Source organism: Desertivirga arenae, from assembly GCF_017355785.1.
Lineage (GTDB): Bacteria > Bacteroidota > Bacteroidia > Sphingobacteriales > Sphingobacteriaceae > Desertivirga > Desertivirga arenae.
The window spans coordinates 246,271-267,145 of sequence record NZ_JAFEWE010000005.1 but is presented as its reverse complement, the minus strand read 5'-3'; the positions used below and the strand labels follow the sequence as shown (position 1 = coordinate 267,145).

The following is a 20,875-nucleotide window of genomic DNA, read 5'->3' as shown; positions in this document are numbered from 1 at the left end:
GCAATTTAAAGGCAAATAATAAATCGAATATTGATGACAAACGTTAAGTCAGTTTCTTCAATTATACATTCAGGTAAGAGTTATCAGTATATTGATAATGGCGAACCTATGCGAGGAGGAATGAAAGACGTGTACTTCGCTCCGGATAGATCTTACGTGATTGCCTTTTACCGGGACAAGCAGGATTTTAATTCGAAAGAACGTTTAACAAAATTGGTAACGCAATATTATGACAGCTTCTTTAATAGGGAAGGAGGGGAGTATTACAAGACTGTCTATTCCTGGCCTACCGATGTAGTACAGGTGGGTAGTCAGATAGGTTTAATTGTTCCCACGTACAGAAAGAACTTTTTTTTCGCCAAAGGCTATGCAACGAGTGATGGGATAAAAGGGAAAGAAAAACAGGGCTTATGGTTCGCGTCGGCTAAGTTCAGGAATAAGCAGTTTGCCTTAAGATTAGACGAATCTGAATTAGGAAACTGGCTAAGTTATTTCCAAATCGCAGTTAAGATTGCCAGAGGCGTAAAGCGCTTGCATGCAGCAGGCTTGGCTCACTCAGATCTATCCTATAAAAACGTACTGATTGACCCGGTAAACCGCGATGCGACCATAATCGATATTGATGGATTGGTGGTACCAGGCCTTTATCCACCTGACGTGATCGGAACAGCCGACTTTATTGCTCCTGAAGTATTGAGTACAAAACATCTTGAGCTTCGTGACCCTAGTCGAAAGCACGCTAATCGACTCACTGACCTTCATGCCTTAGCAGTGATGATCTATATGTACTTGCTTTACCGCCATCCATTAAAGGGAGGAAAGATCAATTCTTTAGACACTGAAGAAGATGATCTTTTATCGATGGGAGAAAAAGCATTGTTTATTGAACACCCTACTGATGCATCAAACAGGCCCAAACTGGATCAACAACCCAAATCAGCTCTACCTTGGGCTGATATTTCAAAGCTGCCTTATACTATAACTGGGCCTTACCTGAAGGCTTTATTTGATCAGGCGTTTATAGTGGGCCTACATAATCCACAACAACGCCCCAATGCCGACATGTGGGAGCAGGCACTATTAAAGACCACCGATTTGATGCAGCCCTGTGCCAATCCAGCCTGTGACCAGAAGTGGTTCGTTTTTGATAATTCCACTTCGCCGAAATGTCCTTTTTGCGGAACTCCTATAAAAGGAACATTGCCTGTTCTCGACCTTTACTATCAGTTTAAACTAACCGTGTGGAAGCCTGAGAACCATAGATTAATGGTTTACCATAACCAATATCTGTTCCAATGGCATGTGAATAGAAACATTGTGAGAAATGAACGTCTTACGGCAGAACAAAAAGTACCAGTAGGTTACTTTACCTGGTTTAATAATAAATGGGTTCTGGTGAATCAGAAGCTGAGTTCACTTAAGGATCTGACGGAAGATAAGGTGATCCCGGTAGGATCAATGGTGGAAATAACAGATGGAAAAAAACTTTTGTTATCAAACGAAGATGGCGGTAGGGTTGTAGTGATAACAATGGCTAATAAGTAGAAATTAAAAATTACGACAATGAAATTAAAACCAGCAGGAATATTTATCATCATCGCAATAATAGCCGTCTTGGGTTATTTCGCCTTCAAGAATTCAGGAGGTAGTAATAAGACGGAGACCTCGGATGGGGCAACGAACAGTTGGGACAGTTCGGCTTCCGGAAATCAAAGTCAGGCGCAGGATAATAATAAAACAAGTTCTGATGAAGCCAGAGAATTTAGTTATACACCTGAAAAGCCGCAGAACGGCACTCTAAACGGAGTTGTTGAATTAGGGGCAACAGGGTTTAACTCCTTTGTTATTAATCTTGACAAGGAGAAGCGTTGGGAGATTGTGTCAAAAGATTTTGGTGAGTCTCTGGCTTATGAAGGACTGGCAACGACAGAAGACATTCGCGGAGGTTTGAAGAAGTACATTGCTGGAATGTTCGATAAGGGGGTAGCTAAAAACAATGTTCATTTCGTTATTTCTTCTGGTGCACAGAAGGAAGCTAAGACAAAAACAATCAGTAATGAACTAAAGAAGATGGGTTTTGTGGTCAATAATGTGACTCCGGATCAGGAAGCTAAGTTTGCTCTTCAGGCAACCGTGCCCCCAGCCTTTATTGATAATTCTTTCATGGTTGATATTGGTTCAGGAAACACTAAGATATCCTGGGAAGAGAATGGTGCTCTTAAAAGCCAGGAACTTCCTGGTGCTAAATATTTCCAGCAAAATCTTTCGGACCAGGATGTTTACAATCAGGTAAAGGAGGCTGTTGCCAAAGTACCTTCAGATAAACGAAATGTAGGTTTTATAATTGGTGGAGTTCCTTTTACTCTTGCTAAACAGCACCGGAAGGGAGAGGAGAGGTACACGGTTTTAAAAAGTCCGGGTTCTTATAATGGAGAAGATAAAAAAATGCAGGCGGGCTTGAACATCTATAAGGCTATTGCCGACGCTACTAAAACCGACACCTTTGTGTTCGACTGGGACGCTAATTTTACCATCGGATTTTTATTGAGTTTGAAAAAGTAATTATCAGGCATGAGTTTTTTAAAGGCTTTGTTGAATCCCTTTGTGGAGTTTGAGGAAGATAAGAGCAAGCAAGTAGCTAAAAATAATCCTCTTCAGGCTCCACCCCCGACTTCAGATAAAGATACCACGCATCCCCTTATTGATGAGCCAGGGAAAGGAACAGCAGCTGCAAGTGTCCCGCCTACAACATCGCAAGCCGCTTCAGCTATTATTCGGCAATCCGATACTATGCCCTTTCCCGAGCATACAGCTTATTTCGAAGCATTATTAGATAAAGCTAACCGTGAGAACCCTGCATTTACTGGACCTGATTTCAAAGAATTTATAGAAGCGAAATTAGATATTGATGATATTGCAGATGAAAACCTTAGGTACGTTACAGCTTTTAATATCCTCAAGAACGCAGGCTTAAGTAAGGAGCGCCTCATTTCCACCGGTCATGAATATCAAAATGTAATTGGGCGTGACCTTAACGCTTTTCAAACCGCACATGCCCGGCAGTATAAAGCTGAACTTGAACAAAAAGAGCTCGATCTGCAGAAGAAGGCAGAGGAATTAAGGGCACTTACCCAGCGGTTGAACGTGTTGAAGGGCGAGATCAATCAGATCAGCCAGGAGATAACAACAAAAAAAGATTCTCTCAATGCAACGAGAAGTTCTTTCTTGTTAGCAGGGGAAAATATGCAGAAGGAGATCCAGCTAGAGCTGGAAAAGATCATGAAATACTTCGGATAGTTGATTTACCCCCTTCTCTAAATTATTTGGCCCCTTTGTTATTTATAATTTATTCCTTTTTTTGTACTTATTGATTTTACGGATCTGCTCAAATTATAAGAACGCAGTTGATGTGAAGGTTAACCAATTATTTTAGAAATGATCAAAAAGTACATTTTTCAGTCCCTATGTGTGGTTTTAAGTTTTTCCCAGATGCACGCTTATGGACAACAGCAGCAAAATTCTTCCAGGGAGAAGAGTCCCAAAAATAAATTTTCCGCCTATCTGTTCACCTACTTCACAGGAAACCGAAAGTCAGAAGAAGCTATTCGCTTTGCTTATAGTACCAACGGATATAAGTTTAAAGCACTGAACGATAATAAGGAGGTGATCAGCAGTGAAAAGATCAGTACAACCGGGGGGGTACGCGATCCTCACATCCTTCGTGGCGCAGATGGCAAGACTTTTTACATGGTGGCAACAGATATGATATCTGCTAATGGCTGGGATTCGAATAGGGCTATTGTATTAATGAAGTCAACTGACCTGATTAACTGGACTAGTAGCGTGGTTAATTTTCAGCAGCGCTTTGCAGGAAATGAGGCATTGAAAAGGGCTTGGGCTCCTCAAACAATTTACGATTCTAAGGCTGGAAAATACATGATCTACTTTTCTCTTAAACATGGCAATGATCCCGATAAAATTTATTACGCATACGCCAATGAGGACTTTACAGATCTTGAAACTGAACCCAAGCAACTGTTTTTTAGTCCTACTAACTCCGGTGCGATAGATGCAGATATTGTTGAGAAAGATGGCCTTTTTCACCTGTTTTTCAAAGGAGAAAGCGGTAAACCAGGCATAAAACTTGCTTTGTCTGATAAGTTGACAGAAGGCTATGAATTAAAAGAGGAAAAAGTTCAGCAAACTACTGACCCGGTAGAAGGAGCGGGGGTATTTAAGCTTAACGACGGAAAGGGATATATTCTAATGTACGACCTGTACACTAAAGGGAAATATCAGTTTACTCAATCATCAGATCTAAGAAATTTCCATGTAATTGATAATGAAGTAACGATGGACTTTCATCCTCGGCACGGGACGGTGTTACCAATCACAAAAGCAGAACTTAAGAGATTGTTAAAAAAATGGCCTGTTTCTGAACAGGTGAAATAAGAAATTAAGAGGGCTAGTACTTATTTAGTACCAGCCCTCTTAGTTTAGCAATTATCAATAGCCTCCTCTAATTCATTCAGCTACTGAACAGTAAAAGTTTTTGTCAGTTTGCCAATCTCTACTTTAAACTCTCCGGGTTCAACAACTGGCTTATTATCTCGTCCAATAAATGACATTTGAGACGGACTAATAGTGAAGTGCAGGGTTTTACTTTCACCGGGCTTAAGGTTTATCTTTTCGAAACCCTTTAGTCTTTTTACGTCCGGAGTGATGGATGCATAAAGGTCGCTAAGGTAAAGTTCGACTGTTTCCTTGCCTTCTCTTGATCCTGTATTCTTTACCTCTATAGAAGCAGTAATAGTTCCGGTTGCAGATATCTTATCAGTACTTAAAAGAAGATTGCTGTAGCTGAAGTTGGTGTAGCTTAAACCATGGCCAAACTCCCATTGCGGATTATAGTCGGCGTCGTAGTTATATACTCCTTGTACTACCTCTCTGCTTTCTGATGGTTTGTGGTTATAGGGCACCAGAGAGTTCGGGAATTTAGGGTAGTTATAAGGGAGTTTACCTGAAGGGTTAATGTCTCCATAGATTATATCAGCAAGAGCATCCGCTCCATAATTACCAGGAAGATAGGTTTGGACCACTGCTGCCATTTGAGGCTCTATTCTGCTGATGATCCTTGGTCGTCCTTCGTTTAAAACTAATACTACCGGTTTGCCTGCTGCTGCAATCCTTTTTGCCAGTTCAGTTTGAAGGTCCGAGAGATAAAGATCACTTAAATTACCTGGTGTTTCTGTGTAGGAGTTCTCCCCCAGACAAAGGATTACTACATCAGCAGCCGATGCAGCCTTCACAGCCTCATCCATTCGGTCTTCAAATTCTTCAAAGTATTTTCCTGCCATTTTGTAACTCACTCCGGGGATATAAGAAACCTGAGCAGCACCTGCTTTTTTAGTGAAAGCTTCTACGATGGTGTTGTATTTAGAAGCAAACTCTTCCACTTTCTCTCCCTGCCAGGAGTAGGTCCAGCCACCATTAAGGGTACGCATTGAATTGGAGTTCGGTCCAGCAATAAGCACTTTAGCATTTCTTTTTAGTGGTAGTATGCTGTTCTGGTTTTTCAAAAGTGTGATTGCCTCACCGGCTGCGAGGTATGCTGATCTTGCAAACTCATCACTACCAAACTTCGTATACTTCTTGTAATCGGAAAAACCTTTCTGGAAAAGCCCCAGCTCAAACTTCAAGGTTAATATACGACCTACCGCTTCGTTGATACGAGCTTCTTTTACTTTCCCTTCTTTTACCAATTCAATCAGGTTGTCACAAAACCTTTCGTATTCGTAAGCGACCATGCTCATGTCGATGCCGGAATTAATAGCAATCATAATTGCCTCTTTATGATCCCTTGCTATCTTATCCCTTTGATAAAGATTTTCTATATCTCCCCAATCAGTTACCACCAGGCCTTTGAATCCGAGCTCTTGTCTTAAAAGTTTAATAAGAATATCGGAATTAGCATGCACCGGCACCCCATTTATAATTCCTGAATTTATCATGATGGTATGTGCACCGGCATCGATTGCTGCTTTAAAGGCAGGAAGATGATATTCACGCAGCGCCTGCTCGGAAATATAAGCAGGAGTACGGTCTTTCCCGGAAACGGAGACCTGGTATCCAAGGAAATGCTTCATACAGGAAGCAACACGGAAGGGGTCGGATATCTTATTGTCTTGTCCTTCGTAGCCTTTAATCATCTGCACGCCCAGCTCTGAGATCAGGAAAGGATCTTCGCCGAATGTCTCCCATTGACGGGGAAAGCGAGGATCAGGACAAAGGTCGAGTACCGGTGAGAAATTCCAGGGAATAGAGCTTGCCCGGGTTTCATAAGCTGTAACTTCCGCACCCTTCAATACCAGCTCTCTATTTCTACTGGCCGCCATGGCTATTTGCTGCGGGAACATGGTTGCTCCGGCGGTATAAGTTGCGCCGTGTATCGCATCAACTCCATAAATCACAGGAATGGCAAGACCTCCCTTATTTGCATCCTGAATGCCGCGGATTATTTTATGCCATACTTCTACGCTACGAGCCCGGTTGTTAGCTGTATTAAGTACCGATCCAACTTTATACTTTGAGAATGCTTTTTTCACTAGTTCCGGGTCGAGTTCTACTGGCTCAGCACTACTGAAACGATCAGGGCCTTTGGTAATAACATCGAGAGTTAGTTGAGTCATCTGGCCTACTTTCTCTTCCAGGCTCATTTTAGATAGCAGAGCTTGTACTTCAGTATGAAACCCTGGCTTATCTTCTCTTTTGTTTTGGGCTTGTAAAGTGTGTGTTGTTACTGCAAATAGTAGCATTGCAGCAATTGCATTTTTCATAAATTCTTTTGTTTATCGAATCTTTTATTATTTCTGGAATACACGTACATAGTCTACCATCATTTTCTGCGGAAAAACAGTGGTGGCATCAGGGCTTCCAGGCCAGTTGCCACCCACTGCGAGATTAATAAGCAGGAAAAAATGATTCTTAAACTCACTGAAAGCAGGGGAGGAGGTGTCGATGGTGTTGAATTCTACATCGTCTACCAGCCACTTGATGCTGTTAGCTTCCCAAATCACCGAGAATACATGGAATTTATCAGAGAAGTCTCCACTTGATAAAGTGAAAGATTTTCCAATATTAGCATAGGTTCCATTATTGTCGAAATGGATGGTTCCATGAACAGTATTGTCTTTTCCTGCACCGCCGCCGACCATTTCCATAACATCAATTTCCCCGGCTGCAGGCCAGGACACCGTACTTATATTATTTCCTAGCATCCATAGTGCCGGCCATATTCCTTTCCCCTTAGGTAGTTTTGCTCTAAAGTCAATTCTACCATAACGAAAGGTCTTTTTATCCTGAGTTTTTATTCTTGAAGAGGTAAACTCTTTGCCACCGAAGCTCTCGCGTTTGGCAGTGATCGTAAGTATGCCATCTGCCACAGAAAGGTTCTCCTGTTTATAGTATTGCAATTCATTGTTTCCCCAGCCATTATCACCTGTACCGATTTCATAAGTCCAGTCTGAAGTGTTTAAATATGTTCCATTGAATTCATCCCTCCAAACCAAGGTCATTCCGGGATAATTATCAGGGGATACATTTTCGTCATCTGTACGATTAACTGTTACTGAGACTTGCCTGGTAAATGAGGCTGATTTATTGTCGGAAGAATAGGCAGTTACTTTTACCGAGTAGGTGCCAGTGGAGGTATATTTGTAAGAAACCTGGCCAGTAGTCGATTTCATCCCCTCTTCGTTCGCTGACACGCCAAAGTTGAAATAATACCGGTCTGCGTTCTTGGCCGAGGCTTTAAAATTAACCAGTCCTGAACCATCATTAAGTGGTTCGGCTTCAAGACTAAGGTTAGTGACCCCTGCTGTTTCTGATGTTTTTTTACAGCTTTGTACTAATAAAGGACAAAACAGCAGGAATAAAAGACTTAACCTTATTAATTTATTTGCATTCATTTTCAGATGAAACTAAGGGTTAACATAGAATGGGATATTGGCAGTAGCTACCTTGTTCTTGCCATCTCTAACATATACAAAAAGTCGGTAAGCGCCCTCTTTTTCAGGTGAAGAAAAACTTATGGTACCCTTGCCTATTTGTCTGAACTGGAAGCTTCTTGCTATCGGTTTGTCTTCATGATCTCCGCCTTCGCCAACTTTTGTCGCTTCCGGCAGCAATTCCCAATCGTAACTTGTCTTATCGTTATCGGGATCTATAGCAAGGACTTTCGCTGTATAGGTTTCTGCAGGCTTCAGCTTTACATTAAGGTTTGCCTTTTTGCCATCGAGTTGGAAGGAATAAATATGAGGAGCTTTGTTGGCAGGGTATTCGCCTTTCCAAAGGTATTGCATCACATCAACCACTTCTGATTCTTCACCCTTCTCAGTAAATAATCCATACCATGTTGGAGTACGCTCTTGTTTTTGTCCCCAAAGGAACACGTAGGAGCCGAGGCAACGGGAATTATCTTTCTCCATTGAATATGAATACCTGCTTTTATAGACTGCTGCTTTTTCACTGCTCGTTTCTTCAACCGGTGCATTCCATTGGGTGGATAGTCCTTCCCAGTGGCCTGTTGGTCCCCATTCGGTTACCATATAAGGACCTGTCCAACCCAGCTCAGTAACACGATCAGGTAGTCCGGCCAAACCTCCGTAGGTATTAATGGAGAGGAAGTCGAGACTCGTTGTTTTCGATTTGATATAGTCAATTTCACTCTTGTTAATTCCGGCAAGGACAGTAGATGCAGGGTGATTGGGATCTATTTCGTGGATCATTTTTGCTATTTCCTCTACTGCGTCCCATACCTTGGGGTTCTTGTAGGAAAGATTAAGTTCATTCCCGATTCCCCAAGCCAAAAGGGCTGGATGATCCTTGTACTTAATAACTTCAGCCTTGATCTTATTAAACTGCTTTAGTACAGCTTCTTCGTCGTTATAATCAAAACCATGTCGCTCAGGCACCGCAGGTAATCCCATTAAAACAGTCAAGCCGTGTTTTTGGGCAGAATCAAGTATCTGTTGTGCATTTTGAGTACTCCAGGTCCTTATGGAATTGCCACCATAAGAAGCTAAGCGGCTAAGATAATTATTCCCTCCAGCGCCTTTAACGTAATAGGGTTTACCGTTTCGAAAAAGTTGATATCCAACTCCGCTTTTCACTACCTCAACTTTAACAGCTTGTTGTTTAATAGGAAAGTCGCCGGCTCTGGCTGTACCAGATAGAAGGCAAGCAAATAATACTGCTCTAACTATATTCCTGTTCATCCTTATGTTGTGTTTTATGAAGGTATTTCAGGAGTATTGCCGACTTGCGTCAGAGCTGACACGTAATGAACCAGACAGCGTGTTGTCGCAATGCTGCAGGTCAGCAAAGTCCTGAATGTATTTTGTTAGTAATCGTTTTGCTCGAGCTTTGGATTTCTCTCCCTCTCTATCTGTGGAATTGGTAGCAAATTGAAGTTCTCTTTATAGATGCGGTTCTCTAAATTTTCAACGGTATAAGTAAAGGTGCCATTACTGTTTTTCACAATCTTCATACGCTTTACAGGCTGGTTGAAATATATCGAACCCTGTTTCCATCTGCGGACATCAAAAAACCTGTGCTCTTCGAAGGACAATTCTACTCTTCGCTCATTCCTAATCCTTTCTCGTAGCTGTGCCTGAGATAATCCTTGTAATGCTGGTTGTCCCGCTCTTCTACGAACTTCGTTCAAGGCATCAAAAGCGGTACTATGTGCCGGTGAAAACTCATTCTGTGCTTCTGCATAATTCAGTAGCACCTCTGCGTATCGCATAAACAGCCAGTCGTTATCGCCTCCCTGATACACCTGGTCTGCAGTAACATATTTCTCGTCCATCATTTTCTTTAAACCATATCCGGTTTTGGTGCGGTCGCCATTAGATGCCATGTTTGCATTTCCTCCTTCAAAAGTTTCAACGGTAACTCCTTTCCATTGAGAACCATTTCTTAGGAGGGATTGGTCCAGGCGGCTATCGCGATTAGCATAGGGATTTTGAGGCTCATAACCGGACCCTGGTTCAGATATAAGCATACCGTTTTTCATCTCGTATGAATCCACCAGGTTTTGAGTAGCATGAAAGGCTCCCCATACTCCTCCAATTACAGCTGGTGCCTGGATGCTCATTCCTAATTTCCAGGCTGTTTCATGAGTCCTTCCTGGTCTTCCATATTTTTTTGCAAAGATCACCTCCTTATTTCCAGCTTTGTCGAGGAACAGACGGTAGTAATTTGGATAAAGCTCATAGACATTTAAATTCATTACGTCTTTTGCAGCATCCGCAGCACGTTTCCATCTGCCAGTATCATTGCCAGGGTTGTGCAAGGGACTAGCATAATACAGTAGCACACGAGCTTTCAAGGCAAGAGCTGCCCCTTTTGTAGCATGGCCCAATTCGATGTCTGAGTATCCAGGAGGAAGATCAACAGCCGCTTCATCACACTCTTTAACTATGAAGTTTACACATTCTTCAAATGAGCTTCTTGGGACAAAAAGATCATCGCTCACTTTTTGCTCTGTAGTAATGAGAGGTACTCCTCCAAAAGCTTTTATCAGTTCCTGGTAAGCAAATGCCCTTAGGAATTTGCCTTCGGCTTTCAATCGTGCTTTCAGGTTGCTATCTGTTGTGGGTACTGCATCTATCCGTGCCAAAAGAGTGTTTGCTTTCCGGATTACGATATAGTTTGCCTGCCACATTTCAATACTGAAATTGAAGTTGGAAGGATTCAGATCCCCATTTTGAATAGAGTTAACGTTGAGGGATGCGTGTCCTTCAATGTCATCGGTGGCCATGTCCAGTAAACCGAAACCTACAGACCAGTCTTGCCCTAACCCTGCATCCCTGCGTTCGAACCCGCTTAACAAACTCGAATAAATGTTGGTTACAAACTGACTCGTAAGATTGATGTCGCTAAAAACAGCTGCATCTGAAACGAAGTCGGTTGGTTTTATGTCCAGAACGTCATCTTTACAAGAGTAAGTTAGTGAGGCAAGCATGAAAGCTCCTATTGCCCATTTATATTTTAAAGAAGTCATTTCTTGTCGAATTAAATTGATTAATAATTTGATCTCTCTTTAGAATTGTACATTCAATCCCACTGTATAGGTCTTTTGCTGTGGGTAATACCATCCGTTAGCAGCAGTATTCTCAGGATCCACATTTAGAATATCAGTAACGGTGAATAAATTCTGGCCTGTTGCAAATATCCTTACTCCTCCAGAGGTGTATCTGGAAAGGAATTTATTCTTTATCGTGTACGCCAGCTCAACATTCTTTAAGCGCAGGTAGCTGGAATTCTTTACCCAAAAACTGCTGGTTAGATTATTATTGCCATTAGCATTCAGAGATAAGCGCGGAAGAGAAGCATCTGGGTTTGCCGGAGTCCAGCGATCAAGCCATTCTTCAGTAACACGACCGCTGTTATAGAATGCCCATGCCGCATTTTGAGTAAGAAGTTGCTGCGATCTCGAAGCTCCCTGGAAAAGGAAATTAAATTCAAAACCTTTAAAGTTTAAGCCTCCATTGATACCATAGATGATCTCAGGCAAAGGACCAACTCCTAGGTAAGTAATATCGTAATCGTCTATTTTGCCATCAGGAGTACCGTTTGCACCACTAATATCCTGGTATTTAATGTCACCAGGCCCTGTTGAATTCAGGAAGGCTGTTGGCTTCGGGGAATTATTATAATCCTCCTGATCCCTGAAAATTCCAATGGCTTTGTATCCATAATAGCCATTGTTAGGCCTTCCTGTGATCCTCTTACCTTCAGGAACATTTGCTGCTTCAGCAGCTTCAATGATTTTGTTCCTTGCAAAGGTGAAATTACCCCTCAAGAAATAACTCATATTTTTATTAAGTCTGTTATCGTGACTTAATGCAACCTCAATACCCTTATTTTTAACCGTTCCGATATTTTCACTGGGCAAGGCAGCTCCAAAAGACAGTGGAACAGACAGACTGCGGGTAGCTAAAATGTCATCACGTTTTTCAGCGAAATAGGTAAAGTCGATACCAAGCAGATTACCGGCAAATCGAGATTCGAAACCGATATCAGACTTAGTAGAAGTTTCCCAGGTGAGGTCAGGATTAGCAATAGCTCCCGGAGTTAAGCCGTTAACCAAGGTGTTTCCAAACACGTAGTTGTTGTTTACGAGATTATACCTATTGTAATAACCGAACCGGCTTCCTATCCGGTCGCTTCCCAGTTTACCATAGGAGGCTTTTAACTTGAAGTAGTCGACAGCCTTAATTCCGCTCATAAAAGCTTCTTTACTTACTAACCAACCAGCAGAAACGGCAGGGAAGTAACCTGTTCTGTTTTCAGGAGCGAAGTTTTCTGATTGGTCGCGACGTAAACTTGCTTGCAGGAAGTATCTGTTTGCATAATCGTAATTGATACGAAATGCTGCACTTTTTAATCCTGTCTTATTTTCGAAATCTCCAAGTGTTTCATTTAAAGCGGGACCAAAGTTGAGTAATTCAAGAGCAGAGCTTTCATAAGAATTCCTTCCACCATAAAGGCTGCTGTTCTCGTTTTCTTTTTGAATGAAAAGTGCGAGTGCAGAAATTCCGTGCTGGCCGAAGCGATTTTCGTAGTTAATATGACCTTGCAATTCTATGCCTTTACCCTCGCCGAAATTCTTGTTTAGGGAGGATTTAGTTGGGGCAGTAGTTCCAAAGGAGCCGTCGGCATTCTTAACATAAAGGGGTACCCATGAATTCCATACTTTATTATAACTAAAGTTTCTGTCGAACGCTAGAACCCCTTTAACTGACAGGCCTTTAACCCAGGGAAGGTCTTGAGTAAGCTGGAAGTTCGTTAAGAGAAAGTTTCCGGAAGTTCTGTTGTAGCCACTTTCAGGACTTACCAAACCCAGAGGATTTGGATAGGAACCAGGACTAGCCAGTCGTCCATCTGAAAATCTCGCAGGCAGAATAGGAGGGTTCCGCATCGTGTGCTCGAAAATATTGCCAGATGGAGGAGTAAGGCGGTTTTCCAGTCGTCCGGCAAGGTCTACTGCAAATTTTGTAGTTGCGGTAACCTGCATATCAAGATTTGTACGGACATTATAACGTTTGTAGTTTAAAGACTCGTATAAGCCATCTTCATTAAGATAACCCAGAGAAGCAAAATATTTGACTTTCTCTGCACCGCCGCTTAATGAAACATTGTGTTGCATCCTTGGAGCAGTACCTCCCATTACAAGATCCATCCAGTCTGTATTCGGATATAGTTCCCGATCAGATCCGCTTCTGAATCCTTCCAATCGCTCTAATGAAAATTCGGGTGTAGCGTTTGGATTATCGTTAAGCTTAGCTTCGTTAAACAGAACAGCATATTCATAGGAGCCAAGATTTTTAGGCAGGCGGGTAACCTGAGAAGCACCGTAATTGAAAGAATAGCTTGCACTCATCTTTCCCGCACGGCCCCTTTTTGAGGTTACAAGAATTACACCGTTCGCACCCTTAACACCGAAGATTGCCGCAGAAGAGGCATCTTTTAATACGTTTACTGATTCAATTTCGTTAGGATCCATTTGAGAGAAATCCCTAAAGGATCTGACAATTCCGTCTACCACTACCAAGGGTTCCATACTTCCATTGCCGAAAGTTGAATTACCACGGATATAGATTTGGGCTGCGTCTGCTCCTGGTTCTCCTGCCGGTTGTTTGGTAATAACCCCCGAAACACGTCCCGCAATCGCATTACTTAAATCGGCAACAGGGCTTTGTACAAGTTCTTTTGTGTTAACGGTTGCAATTGAACCTGTTACGCTTTCCCGGCGTTGCCTACCATACCCTACAACCACAACTTCGTTCATTGTAATCGATTTTTCACCCATCACCACATTAAGTGCTGTGGATGAATTGACCAGCACCTCTTGCTCTGACATTCCGATAAAGCTAAAAACAAGGGTTGAACCTAATTTTGGTACTGCAATGGAAAATGTACCAGTTGGACTGGTAGTAGTTGCCGTGCGGGAACCTTTAACTACTACCGATACCCCAGGAAGAGGCAGTCCTTGTTTGTCTGTAACTTTTCCTGCTATGGTAATATTTTGAGCTAATACTTGTTGCATAAAGCAGCATGTTATTAGCAATACGATAAGATGCTTTATTTTTTCCATGATTGAATTGGTTAGTCTTATTCTTTATTGCGCTACAAATCTCATTTGGTGTACAGTCTCATTGGTTTTTCCAGAACGTAATACCATTTCTGTATCTGAGATGGAAATGATACGGTAGTTGTTGGAAGACACATCGGTAACCCCAATGAAATTTGCCGGAGGATTTCCAGGCAGGGTAATCGTTGCAAGACCAACTCCGGAAACAGTAGAGCTGAAAGTGAAACTGACGTTATTGTAAGAACGGTCGGCTGCACAGCTATAGTTTGGTGCGATATTTCCGGCATTAAAGGTCGAACCATTTGCATTGTAACTAGCTTTAAAGTCGTTGTTTACAAAAGCAAAAGTATAAATGTCGTCTTTTTGGCAATCAGCCAGAGGACCACCTGGAAAGTACTCAGCCGGATTTCCTTCGGTACCTACAATAACCGGAGCCGAAGAGGCAGGGTTAAGCTTCCAGGGGTGGGCAGTTAGCTTTTGAAATACAGGATTGTTGAGAATAGGAGACAGGTCATCACTAGTAACCGTAACCTGCTGGCTACTCACATCGTACCCGCCATTCCCGTAAGCGTAAAGTTTAATGTCATAGGTGCCCTTCTTTAAATAGTAGGCTGTATCTACTGCTTTGCCGGCTCTGATTCCCTGACCGGCCCCGATATCCCATTGATACCTGAAAGCATTGTCGGAAGTGCTTTCCAGTAAATACGTGTTTGCTTTTCCAGCAACCGGAGTTACCTTAAATGCAGCTTTTGCTGCCGCTCCCAATTCTCCTTCGTTTTCTTTACATCCTGAAAATAGCGATGCAATTATTAGCGGTACAGCAAGGTACCTTTTGCTAAGTAAAGGGTTTAAATTCATAATTAGTTTAATTGGTTTGTTGAAGCAAATGTAGGGGTACTTGTGTGTATTAGCAGAATTTAGGGGTACAACAAACCTACAACAAAACCCATAAATTAGCTTGTATAGGCGGTTTTTACCTACAACATTGGGCATTCATCCTGATTTTCTCTATTTTTAGTTCACTAATTATAAATCATGTTCAGGCTTATCCTTTTCCTGGTAATTTGTACTAACCTGCATGCTTTTGGAAATAATCCAATTGGCCTGCCTGATATTATTAATTATCCAAAAACACAGTATAATGGAGGAACTCAGAACTGGGATATTCAGCAAGACAAAAACGGCTTGGTCTACTTTGCTAATAATGAGGGACTGTTAACTTTTGATGGGACCTACTGGAAGATATATCCCTTGCCAAACAAAACTATTGTCAGGTCAATAGCTATCGGGAAGGATAACAGGATCTATGTAGGAGGGCAGGATGAGTTCGGCTATTTCTCTCCCACTGATAATGGAAAATTAAAATTTCATAGTTTAAAACCCCTTCTTGCGGGTGCAATACGTTCTTTTGCTGATATATGGGATATTGTTGCTATCGGTAACGATGTATATTTCAGAACAGACAATGTAATTTTCAGGTTAAGGCACAACAGGGTTAGTGCGATTCCAACATCGTCTCAATGGGTCTTTCTTGGAACCGCAAACAACAAAGTAATAGTTCAGGATAGGCAAAAAGGCCTGACTGTGCTGGAGAAGGATAGATTGAGCACTAAGTATATTAAACTCCCTCAAAACTTTGTTACAACGTCGGTTTCTTCATTTGCCAGGGACACTATTCTTCTTGCCTCCATGGATCATGGTTTATTTACCCTTTCCAATAGTAGTCTTCATTCTCTCACCTCCTTTGGCTCCGGAAATTTTAAAGGAAAACAGATATTGCAGGCATTTAGTGACAAGAGTGGGCTGATGGTTATTGCTACCAACTATAACGGTCTTTACATAGCAACAAGGCAAGGCAGGATCATTTATAATTTTAATAAAGGTTCGGGACTGCAAAACAGTACTATTTTAAGTATCCATGAGGATCAGAATAACAACTTATGGATTGGATCTAATAATGGAATTGACTTTATAGCGAGCAACAATGCCATAAAACATATTAATCCAGATGTATTTGCAGAGGGAGCCGGGCACTCCTCTATAATTTCACATAATACTTTGTTTTTCGGTTTGTCCAGCGCAGTGTTTTCTTTGCCGGTAAATAGCAATGAAGATTTAGGTCTGGCTTCTGGTACTCCCCGGTATGTTGAAAATACCGCAGGGCAAACCTGGGGGCTGGATCAGTTTGGGGGAAATTTACTTTTGGGTAAGCACGAGGGCGCTTTTCTTTTAAGTTTGAACGCTGCGAACCAATTCTCATCAGGCAAAGGGTATTGGAACTTTCTTCCCTTTAAACATAAACAGCTTGGTTCTGATGTTATCCTGGCTGGTAACTATCATGGTATAGATGTGTTTAAAGCAGATCATGGAGGTTACCAACTTGCAGGAAGTATTAAAGGATTTAATGAATCGGCACGTTTTATAACTGTGGGGGCTGATAATATTATCTGGGCTTCCCACCCCTATAAAGGAGTTTATAAGATAAACCTTAAGGATTTCAATAAGCCTGTCATCTCATTATATACTAAAAGTAAGGGCTTACCTTCGACGTATAATAATCATGTGTATAAGGTAAAAGGCCGGATCGTGATATGCACCGAGAGTGGTATTTATGAATATCATGAAAAGAATAACCGTTTCTATCCTTCTGCCTACTTCAGTAAAATTTTCGGGAGCCTTTATATACGATATCTGAAGGAGGATGCTGACGGAAATATTTGGTTTATCCAAGATAAGAACCTGGGTGTTTGTAAGTTTTCAAAAGGGAAAACTGAGTTAATATATATACCTGAGCTTAATGGTAAACTGGTTAGTGGCTTTGAACATATTAATCCTATCGACAGGAATAATGTGCTGGTAGGGGCGCAGAAGGGTTTCTATCATATAAACTTTGAAAAGTACAGCAGTAACAGTAATTCAATAAAAGTTCAATTCAGCCTGATTAAGGCAATTGGAAAAACAGATTCTCTTCTTTTTGGAGGTTACTTCGGAGAGGTGAATGAGGTGAAGAAACAGTCGGAAGTGCCTGTAGTTAAGTTTGCATTAAATTCTTTTCACTTCGAATATTCTTCTATTGTCAATAAAAATCAATCTAATATCCAATACAGTTACTATCTGGAGGGTTTTGATAAGGACTGGTCTGTTTATACTAAGAAGACTGAAAAGGATTATACCAATTTGCCCTATGGTGATTACATATTTAAAGTGAAAGCCAGGAATAATTTTGGAGTGGAGTCTGAGCCGGCTTTTTATAAGTTCTCCATAAGTCCCCCCTGGTATAACACCTTGCTTGCTTATTTTATCTACTGTCTTATAATAGCATTTATTATTTATAAGATATATCAGCGGCAGCACAAAAAATTCCTCGATCAGCAAAGGCAGTTTGAAGAAGAGCAGAGACGTTTGGAATATCTGCATCAGTTGGAAATTGATAAATCAGAGAAAGAGATAATTAAGCTTAAAAATGAGAAGCTTGAAACAGAAATTGAGGCAAAAAATTCAGAATTAGCTTCTATTGCTATGCACCTGGGGAAGAAGGCCGAACTCCTTGACAAGATCAAGGGAGAGCTTAGTAACCTGAATAAGCACGTTGTTGATGAGCTGCCGCAAATGGAGATAAAGAAGATCCTAAAAACTTTAAGTCATGAAGAAAAGGCTGACGGCGGCTGGGAGCAGTTTGCAATTTACTTTGATAAAGTCCATACCAATTTCCTAAACGATATTAAATCGGCATATCCCAATTTAACTACTAACGATCTTCGACTTTGTGCCTATTTGAAGATGAACCTATCCACTAAGGAAGTTGCTCAATTGATGCAAATATCCCCCCGCGGAGTAGAGATCAGCCGGTACCGGCTGAGGAAGAAGCTGCAAATAACAGGTGAAGTAAATCTCTTTGAGTTCTTCAAGGATTTCAAATTGACAGAGAGAGTTTAATATAGTTTTTTTCTTTCATAGTTATTTTTATATCAAACTACTTTGAAATTCAAAGTATGTGTATTACCTTTGGTTTATCAAATTGATTTATCATGATCACAAGAAGAAAAAGACAAATTGGGATTGTAGTAGTGGTGGGACTACTATTACTGGTTCAGCTGGTTGCAATGCAGTTTAGCTCTGAAGTGAACTGGAGTGGATTCGATTTCGTTATAGCTGCTTTGTTGCTGTTAGGGGCAGGGTTTGGACTCGATTTAATCCTGGCAAAGTTTAAAAATAAAAAGCAGAGGTTTATTTTCGGAGCAGTGTTATTGCTGGTTTTTGTACTGATCTGGGCAGAACTTGCGGTGGGTGTATTTGGTACCCCATTTAGTGGAAGTTAAAATGCTCCATGTGGTTAGTGCTGCTTTTCCTGCGGTGCAATAGATGGGCTTCTTTTTGTTTTAAGCCTTAACCGTAGCTCTAACCTTAAACGGTTATTCTCCTTTTATTTCTTAAAAAAATAATTCTCATATGAATTTAGCATGTGAGCAGGATCCTCTTTGCAGTAAGTGAACCGGTATTACTGCGAGAATGAGAACCATAAATAATTAAACAGATTATTCCAATGAAAATAGATTTAATCATCGCCTATATTCAGAGATATGAGTTTGGACACGAAAGGGATTTTGTACCTCCAATAACCGGTATTCACTTAGCTGCAATAACCCCTGAGAAACATGATGTCCGGGTGTTTCATCAGCAGGTAGACCAGATAGAAATAAACAGTAATGCTGACCTTATTGCAATTTCATTTTTTAGTGGTTTTGCTAATGCTGCATATAACTTAGCTACAGAGTTCCGGAAGAAAGGAAAGACTGTAGTTGCCGGGGGACCTCATGTCACTTATTGTGAGGAAGAAGCACTTCAATATTTTGATGCGATTGTGACGGGGGAAGCAGAGAATGCCTGGCCTATTCTTCTTGAAGACGTGGAGCTTAATCAACTTAAGCGAATTTATAAGGGATCTCCTTGTGATATGAAAGGCTTACCTACACCCAGGTATGATCTTCTTCCAAACAAATTTTTCGTTAAGAAAGTCATTCAAGCTACCAGAGGTTGCCCTTTTTCCTGTTCATTTTGCACTGTTCCTTCACTAAATCCCGGCTTTCGGTTACGACCTGTGGAAGATGTACTGATAGATGCTTCATACGACAGGTTCAAGTTCTGGTGGCAAAGAAAAGTTGTTTGGTTTTGGGATGATAATCTTACTATCCGAAGGCCTTATATAAAAGAACTCTTGAAGGGTATGATCCCTTTGAACAAGTGGTGGCTTACGCAGGCGAGCATGGATATTGCAAAAGACTCGGACTTACTTGATCTTATGAAGGAATCTGGATGTATTGGTGTTTTTCTTGGTATAGAGTCTTTTGGGACAGAATCTTTGGCAGATGCGAATAAAAGACAAAATAAAATAAGCAGTTACAAAGAAGCTGTTGCAGAGATCAGGAAAAGAGGAATTGCTGTTATGGCAGGATTTATTGCCGGGTTTGACAATGATGATGAGCAGAGTATTATTAACATGGCTGATCAATTAATGGAAATCGGAATAGATGTGCCGTTTTTAAGTATCATGACTCCTTTTCGGGGTACTCCCATTTATACTACATTGAAGATGGAGGGAAGGATCATTGAAGATAGGAACTGGAATTTCTACAACGGTTATAATGTGGCATTCAGGCCGAAAAAAATGACTGAGCAGAAATTGCTGGACGCGCACCGGGCTTTATGGAAAAAGTCGTTTTCTCTCAAGTATTCTCTTAGAAGAATAATCCGGGCGGCTTTTACATTGCGTATGGGCGCAGCTTTTCTAGCCTTATTTATGAATGGTTTTTATGCCTACAAACGTGTTAGGAGAAACTATCCAATTGACATGAGTAAAAGAACTGGTTCAGGTATGATCAACGGGAATATCTTAGACGGAAAAGTTTCAACCGGTCCTTCCCAAATTGCAGCGACAGTTTCTTTGTAGCGACGTTATACGGCTCAATATACGCTAAGCAGCATTTACCCTATGACTTTATAAAAAATGGGTTTACTATCGTTTCTACCATTTAAAACACCTTTATGTTATGTTAGCAGAATTAAAAAAAATTGACCGCGCTAATACATCGTATCTCCTTGTAATAATGTCGGTATTCTCATTAATCTTATCGGTTTTAAGATTTTTGACAACCGGGACAGGCGCTTATCTTTTTCTTAACTGGAACCTGTTTCTCGCCTTTATACCTTGGTTTATTAGTACTTATGTTATTGCTTACAGGATCAATAGGAGATGGGTGACTTCAGTACTCATCTTCATTTGGTTACTATTCTTTCCCAATTCACCGTATATTCTAACAGATCTTTTTCATCTTCGGTCTGAGACCTCTGCTCCGATATGGTTTGACCTTATACTAATCCTTTCATTCGCATGGACCGGTTTATTATACGGCTTTCAGAGTTTGATGGATATAGAGGCCTTACTTGAACAGTATATGAGCAGGTTAAAACTTTTAATACTAACGAGTTGCTTTTTGTTCCTGAGCGCCTTTGGTATTTATCTGGGCAGGTTTTTGAGATGGAATAGCTGGGATATTCTAAGCAGTCCATGGAGTTTGCTCTACGATATCATTGAACGTCTTATTCACCCAATTGCTCATCCTCAAACCTGGGGCTTTACTATATTGATCGGTTTGCTACTAAATATGATGTATTGCTCATTTAAGCTTGTTAGACGATAAGAAGTAGCGACTGGGCGAG

At 41.1% G+C, this 20,875-nt stretch carries 14 protein-coding genes; 8 read left to right on the top strand and 6 right to left on the bottom strand.

Features of this window, described 5'->3' with window-relative positions:
• Positions 1 to 33 precede the first annotated feature (33 nt).
• The 4 genes from J4N24_RS12935 to J4N24_RS12920 all read left to right on the top strand — a co-directional run bounded on the left by J4N24_RS12935 (position 34) and on the right by J4N24_RS12920 (position 4,452).
• Entirely contained in the window at positions 34 to 1,545 is a 1,512-nt protein-coding gene (locus tag J4N24_RS12935; protein WP_207534111.1) for a helix-hairpin-helix domain-containing protein, read from the top strand.
• 18 nt (positions 1,546 to 1,563) lie between these two features.
• On the top strand, positions 1,564 to 2,562 hold the full coding sequence (locus tag J4N24_RS12930) for a hypothetical protein (protein WP_207534110.1): 999 nt from the start codon (positions 1,564 to 1,566) through the stop codon (positions 2,560 to 2,562).
• A 9-nt stretch (positions 2,563 to 2,571) separates the two neighbouring features.
• On the top strand, positions 2,572 to 3,297 hold the full coding sequence (locus J4N24_RS12925) for a hypothetical protein (RefSeq protein ID WP_207534109.1): 726 nt from the start codon (positions 2,572 to 2,574) through the stop codon (positions 3,295 to 3,297).
• A 138-nt stretch (positions 3,298 to 3,435) separates the two neighbouring features.
• Positions 3,436 to 4,452 carry a glycoside hydrolase family 43 protein gene (locus J4N24_RS12920; RefSeq protein ID WP_207534107.1) on the top strand — a complete coding sequence of 339 codons (1,017 nt, stop codon included), beginning with the start codon at positions 3,436 to 3,438 and terminating at the stop codon, positions 4,450 to 4,452.
• Between the two features lie 80 nt (positions 4,453 to 4,532).
• Here J4N24_RS12920 and J4N24_RS12915 read toward each other — a convergent pair whose 3' ends face one another.
• The 6 genes from J4N24_RS12915 to J4N24_RS12890 all read right to left on the bottom strand — a co-directional run bounded on the left by J4N24_RS12915 (position 4,533) and on the right by J4N24_RS12890 (position 15,016).
• Positions 4,533 to 6,836: a glycoside hydrolase family 3 N-terminal domain-containing protein gene (locus J4N24_RS12915; protein ID WP_242691611.1), complete on the bottom strand. Its 2,304-nt coding sequence runs from the start codon at positions 6,834 to 6,836 to the stop codon at positions 4,533 to 4,535.
• 27 nt (positions 6,837 to 6,863) lie between these two features.
• Positions 6,864 to 7,967 (bottom strand): family 16 glycosylhydrolase, encoded by a 1,104-nt coding sequence (locus J4N24_RS12910; protein ID WP_207534105.1) that lies wholly within the window; start codon positions 7,965 to 7,967, stop codon positions 6,864 to 6,866.
• Positions 7,968 to 7,979: 12 nt separating this feature from the next.
• Positions 7,980 to 9,275 (bottom strand): glycoside hydrolase 5 family protein, encoded by a 1,296-nt coding sequence (locus tag J4N24_RS12905; RefSeq protein ID WP_207534104.1) that lies wholly within the window; start codon positions 9,273 to 9,275, stop codon positions 7,980 to 7,982.
• Between the two features lie 125 nt (positions 9,276 to 9,400).
• Entirely contained in the window at positions 9,401 to 11,065 is a 1,665-nt protein-coding gene (locus tag J4N24_RS12900) for a RagB/SusD family nutrient uptake outer membrane protein (protein WP_207534103.1), read from the bottom strand.
• Positions 11,066 to 11,104: 39 nt separating this feature from the next.
• Complete coding sequence (locus J4N24_RS12895) at positions 11,105 to 14,113, bottom strand: SusC/RagA family TonB-linked outer membrane protein (RefSeq protein ID WP_207534102.1); 3,009 nt, start codon at positions 14,111 to 14,113, stop codon at positions 11,105 to 11,107.
• A gap of 72 nt (positions 14,114 to 14,185) precedes the next feature.
• On the bottom strand, positions 14,186 to 15,016 hold the full coding sequence (locus tag J4N24_RS12890; protein WP_207534101.1) for a hypothetical protein: 831 nt from the start codon (positions 15,014 to 15,016) through the stop codon (positions 14,186 to 14,188).
• A 177-nt stretch (positions 15,017 to 15,193) separates the two neighbouring features.
• Here J4N24_RS12890 and J4N24_RS12885 point away from each other — a divergent pair, with 177 nt between their 5' ends.
• The 4 genes from J4N24_RS12885 to J4N24_RS12870 all read left to right on the top strand — a co-directional run bounded on the left by J4N24_RS12885 (position 15,194) and on the right by J4N24_RS12870 (position 20,856).
• Positions 15,194 to 18,094 (top strand): ligand-binding sensor domain-containing protein, encoded by a 2,901-nt coding sequence (locus J4N24_RS12885; protein WP_207534100.1) that lies wholly within the window; start codon positions 15,194 to 15,196, stop codon positions 18,092 to 18,094.
• Positions 18,095 to 18,186: 92 nt separating this feature from the next.
• Positions 18,187 to 18,477, top strand: coding sequence for a hypothetical protein (locus J4N24_RS12880; protein ID WP_207534099.1), 291 nt, complete (start codon positions 18,187 to 18,189; stop codon positions 18,475 to 18,477).
• Between the two features lie 224 nt (positions 18,478 to 18,701).
• Positions 18,702 to 20,105, top strand: a complete 1,404-nt coding sequence (locus J4N24_RS12875) for a B12-binding domain-containing radical SAM protein (RefSeq protein ID WP_207534098.1) — start codon at positions 18,702 to 18,704, stop codon at positions 20,103 to 20,105.
• A gap of 100 nt (positions 20,106 to 20,205) precedes the next feature.
• Positions 20,206 to 20,856 carry a DUF1361 domain-containing protein gene (locus J4N24_RS12870; protein WP_207534097.1) on the top strand — a complete coding sequence of 217 codons (651 nt, stop codon included), beginning with the start codon at positions 20,206 to 20,208 and terminating at the stop codon, positions 20,854 to 20,856.
• The last annotated feature ends 19 nt before the right edge of the window (positions 20,857 to 20,875 follow it).

Excerpts from the sequence above, each read along its gene's own strand:
- J4N24_RS12880 (WP_207534099.1), top strand. The coding sequence starts at position 18,187 with ATGATCACAAGAAGAAAAAGACAAATTGGGATTGTAGTAGTGGTGGGA.
- J4N24_RS12920 (WP_207534107.1), top strand. The coding sequence starts at position 3,436 with ATGATCAAAAAGTACATTTTTCAGTCCCTATGTGTGGTTTTAAGTTTT.
- J4N24_RS12910 (WP_207534105.1), bottom strand. The coding sequence starts at position 7,967 with ATGAATGCAAATAAATTAATAAGGTTAAGTCTTTTATTCCTGCTGTTT.
- J4N24_RS12915 (WP_242691611.1), bottom strand. The coding sequence starts at position 6,836 with ATGAAAAATGCAATTGCTGCAATGCTACTATTTGCAGTAACAACACAC.
- J4N24_RS12905 (WP_207534104.1), bottom strand. The coding sequence starts at position 9,275 with ATGAACAGGAATATAGTTAGAGCAGTATTATTTGCTTGCCTTCTATCT.
- J4N24_RS12900 (WP_207534103.1), bottom strand. The coding sequence starts at position 11,065 with ATGACTTCTTTAAAATATAAATGGGCAATAGGAGCTTTCATGCTTGCC.
- J4N24_RS12875 (WP_207534098.1), top strand. The coding sequence starts at position 18,702 with ATGAAAATAGATTTAATCATCGCCTATATTCAGAGATATGAGTTTGGA.
- J4N24_RS12895 (WP_207534102.1), bottom strand. The coding sequence starts at position 14,113 with ATGCAACAAGTATTAGCTCAAAATATTACCATAGCAGGAAAAGTTACA.
- J4N24_RS12890 (WP_207534101.1), bottom strand. The coding sequence starts at position 15,016 with ATGAATTTAAACCCTTTACTTAGCAAAAGGTACCTTGCTGTACCGCTA.
- J4N24_RS12870 (WP_207534097.1), top strand. The coding sequence starts at position 20,206 with ATGTTAGCAGAATTAAAAAAAATTGACCGCGCTAATACATCGTATCTC.
- J4N24_RS12935 (WP_207534111.1), top strand. The coding sequence starts at position 34 with ATGACAAACGTTAAGTCAGTTTCTTCAATTATACATTCAGGTAAGAGT.
- J4N24_RS12885 (WP_207534100.1), top strand. The coding sequence starts at position 15,194 with ATGTTCAGGCTTATCCTTTTCCTGGTAATTTGTACTAACCTGCATGCT.
- J4N24_RS12925 (WP_207534109.1), top strand. The coding sequence starts at position 2,572 with ATGAGTTTTTTAAAGGCTTTGTTGAATCCCTTTGTGGAGTTTGAGGAA.
- J4N24_RS12930 (WP_207534110.1), top strand. The coding sequence starts at position 1,564 with ATGAAATTAAAACCAGCAGGAATATTTATCATCATCGCAATAATAGCC.